Raw genomic sequence first — 2,770 nt, 5'->3', positions numbered from 1 at the left:
GGTCGAGCAGCTGGGCGGTCGGCCCGGTGGGCCCGACGACCCGGCGCTGCGCGCCGTCGCCGCGGCGTGGGCCGTGCGCGACGTCCTCACCTATGTGGAGGGGCGGCGACCCACGAGCTGGTCGGCGACGTTCAGCCTCGGCGCGGGCGTCGACCCGGTGCGCCGCGACTGGGCACGCCACCCGCACTGCGGGTGTTCGTGGGCGCAGGACCTGGCCGGCTGAGGGCCGGGGGCCTCACCAGTACTCGCTGTCGAGCTTGCCCTCCATCGCGCGCAGGTTCGCGCGCGAGCACTCGTCGCAGTACACCCACTGGCGGCCGTTCTCGACCGCGGTGCTCCAGGTCAGCGTCTTCGCGTCGTCGGGCTCCTGGCGCCCGCAGAAGTCGCAGGTCTTCACCTCGCCAGGCTAGCCGTCGGCACGTGGTCCGGGCATGGCGAGAGCCGGGTACGACGTGTCGTCGTACCCGGCTCTCGGTTGGTCACCCGCGATCAGGGAAGGGGTGAGTCCGGACTGGTCGGTCGGGGCTGCTGGTCAGCAGCCCCTCAGAGCGCGCGAGCCAGGGCGAGTCGGGCCTGCTGCGCTGCCTGCTCGGCCTTGCGGCTGAGCCGGCGGGCGCGGGACAGCTGGTGACCGCGCCGGAGCTGCTGCGCCTCTCCCAGGCGCTCGGCCATTTGCGCTCTGGCCAGGTTTTCGTGGAGCAGATTCATCTTCGTGGTTCCGTTCGGGTCGGAGGTCTGGGTGTTCTTCATCGGAAAGTCGGGCTTTCGTGTTCGGTGGTCTGCGGTCAGAGCGACCGGGCGAGGGCGAGCCGAGCCTGGCTGGCGAGCTGCTCGGCCTTGCGGCCGGTGCGGAGCACGCGGACCAGCTGACGGCCCTGCCGGAGCTGCTGCGCCTCACGCAGCCGAGCGCTCACGTGCGCTCGTACCAGGGTCTCGTGGCTGTGGATCATGAGAGGTTCCTTTGACGTCGTTGTCGAAGAGATCGGTGTGGGTCGGGACGGTCGGGATGGTCGGGAAGGTCGTCGCCTGCTGGTCAGGCGGCGGCTTCGTTCTTGCGGGGCCGGCCGCGGGGCCGCTTGCGGGGAATCACCACTCCCTGCAAGAACAGCTGGCCGCCCCAGACGCCCCAGGGCTCGCGCCGCTCGAGGGCACCGTCGAGGCACATCGCCCGGACCGGGCAGTCCTGGCACAGGGCCTTGGCGTGCTCGACGTCGCTGGGCGACTCGGCGAACCAGAGCTCCGGGTTGTTCGCCCGGCACGGGAGCAGCTCGTCGTCGACCTGCAGGGCCTGGTCGTGGAGCTGGCCCAGGCTGGTGTCGGCAGCCTCGTCGGTGCGGACGAGTTCACTGATGGTCATGTTTCACCTCCTCTGCTGACCTGATCGCGGTGTGTGCGGTTCTGGCCGGTACTTGCTCCTCGTGAGAAACAAGAAGGCCGCGGATCCCGGGTTCGGGTTCCGCGGCCTGGAGGCTGCCGATGGCTGTTGGGTGTCAACAGGTCGGTGGTCTCCAGGCAGGGGTCCCCGGGAAGTAGGACTGGGCAAGAGCCGCATCCTCAGCGGTGCCCGCCGTGATGCCGATGCCGGCCTCGCGGTCGCGCACGACGAGCGTGGCGGCAGCGGTGCAGACGTCGGTGGCACGCGTGGTCACGCCGAAGGCGTGGCCGGAAATGGGCATGCCGAAGGTCGACGGGTTCTGAGCCGTCATCCAGAGCTTGGTGCTGTTCACGAGGCCACCTCCTTCGGTGCGTTGGGCGCCGATCTTGCCAGGATCGTGTGCGCGTTCCGGTTGTTCCTGAGGAAACCTATCGTGCCCGCCATGTAATGGGCAAACGATTTAGTGGGTATTTCTCGAAATTCTCGCCGAACGCGGGGCGACACCCCGGGGCGGGCCCGGCCGGGACCTCAGCCGACGACCGTGAGGACGTCCTCGCCGTAGCGTTCGAGCTTGGACCGGCCTATACCACTGATGCGCAGCAGTGCCTCGGGTGTGCGCGGCTTGTGCTCGGCGATCAGCTGCAGCGTGGCGTCGGTGAAGACCACGAACGCCGGCACGCTCTCCTCCCCCGCGCGCTCCCGGCGCCACTCCCGCAGCCGCTCGAAGAGCTCCTCGTCGTAGGACGCCGGGCAGTCGGCGCACCGACCGCGCTTGAGCTCCTGGCCGGTCGCGAGCGGGCGGCCGCACTCGCGGCAGTGGGCTACCTTGCGGCCCCGGGGTCGGTCGCGGTCGGCGCGGGCCTCCGCCGGGAGCAGCGGCTCGAGGAACCGCGACGGCTTGCGCGAGGCCCGGCCGCCGGGGTTGCGGGCCAGGGCCCACGACAGCGTGAGGTCGATCCGGGCGCGGGTCATGCCGACGTAGAGCAGCCGTCGCTCCTCCTCGATCGCGGCGGGGGTGTCGGCGTAGGTGATCGGGAGCGTCCCGTCCTGCAGGCCGCAGAGGAACACCGAGTCCCACTCGAGGCCCTTGGCGGCGTGGAACGTCGCGAGCGTGACCCCGTCGGCGACCGGGGCGTGCTGCTCGGCCGCGCGCCGGTCGAGGTGGTCGACGAAGCCGTCGAGGTCACTGGGCTCACCGGCCCGCGCGGCCTCGGCGGCGAACTGGGCGGCCTGGTCGACGAGCGCCTGCCAGGACTCCCACCGGTCCCGGGTCTGCCCGCGGGTCGTGGGGGCCTCGGCGGACCAGCCCATGCCGGCCAGGATCGCCCGCACGACGTCGACCCAGTCGCCCGCCCCGTCGCCGGCCGCCTGCGCGGCCTCGCCGGAGCGCGCCGC

At 71.6% G+C, this 2,770-nt stretch carries 7 protein-coding genes; 1 reads left to right on the top strand and 6 read right to left on the bottom strand.

Translation table 11 applies throughout. The features are described 5' to 3' along the window. Positions 1 to 223 (top strand): hypothetical protein (locus tag VGD85_RS15495; RefSeq protein WP_331064332.1); only part of this gene is annotated, 223 nt, incomplete at its 5' end. A gap of 12 nt (positions 224 to 235) precedes the next feature. On the opposite strand, the gene VGD85_RS15490 is transcribed toward VGD85_RS15495, so the two are convergent. The 6 genes from VGD85_RS15490 to VGD85_RS15465 all read right to left on the bottom strand — a co-directional run. After that, entirely contained in the window at positions 236 to 397 is a 162-nt protein-coding gene (locus VGD85_RS15490; RefSeq protein ID WP_331064331.1) for a hypothetical protein, read from the bottom strand. 146 nt (positions 398 to 543) lie between these two features. Continuing rightward, positions 544 to 750, bottom strand: coding sequence for a hypothetical protein (locus VGD85_RS15485; protein ID WP_331064330.1), 207 nt, complete (start codon positions 748 to 750; stop codon positions 544 to 546). Positions 751 to 785: 35 nt separating this feature from the next. Further along, positions 786 to 950 carry a hypothetical protein gene (locus tag VGD85_RS15480; protein ID WP_331064329.1) on the bottom strand — a complete coding sequence of 55 codons (165 nt, stop codon included), beginning with the start codon at positions 948 to 950 and terminating at the stop codon, positions 786 to 788. Between the two features lie 83 nt (positions 951 to 1,033). Further along, a complete protein-coding gene (locus VGD85_RS15475) occupies positions 1,034 to 1,357 on the bottom strand; it encodes a WhiB family transcriptional regulator (RefSeq protein WP_331064328.1) in 324 nt (107 codons plus the stop codon). 133 nt (positions 1,358 to 1,490) lie between these two features. Continuing rightward, positions 1,491 to 1,727 (bottom strand): hypothetical protein, encoded by a 237-nt coding sequence (locus tag VGD85_RS15470; RefSeq protein WP_331064327.1) that lies wholly within the window; start codon positions 1,725 to 1,727, stop codon positions 1,491 to 1,493. A 176-nt stretch (positions 1,728 to 1,903) separates the two neighbouring features. Further along, positions 1,904 to 2,770: 3'-5' exonuclease (locus VGD85_RS15465; RefSeq protein WP_331064326.1), on the bottom strand; the 867-nt coding region annotated here is incomplete at its 5' end.

It is taken from the genome of Nocardioides sp. (assembly GCF_036401255.1).
GTDB lineage: Bacteria > Actinomycetota > Actinomycetes > Propionibacteriales > Nocardioidaceae > Nocardioides.
This window is presented reverse-complemented; position numbering and strand designations above follow the sequence as displayed.

Excerpts from the sequence above, each read along its gene's own strand:
- VGD85_RS15480 (WP_331064329.1), bottom strand. The coding sequence starts at position 950 with ATGATCCACAGCCACGAGACCCTGGTACGAGCGCACGTGAGCGCTCGG.
- VGD85_RS15475 (WP_331064328.1), bottom strand. The coding sequence starts at position 1,357 with ATGACCATCAGTGAACTCGTCCGCACCGACGAGGCTGCCGACACCAGC.
- VGD85_RS15485 (WP_331064330.1), bottom strand. The coding sequence starts at position 750 with ATGAAGAACACCCAGACCTCCGACCCGAACGGAACCACGAAGATGAAT.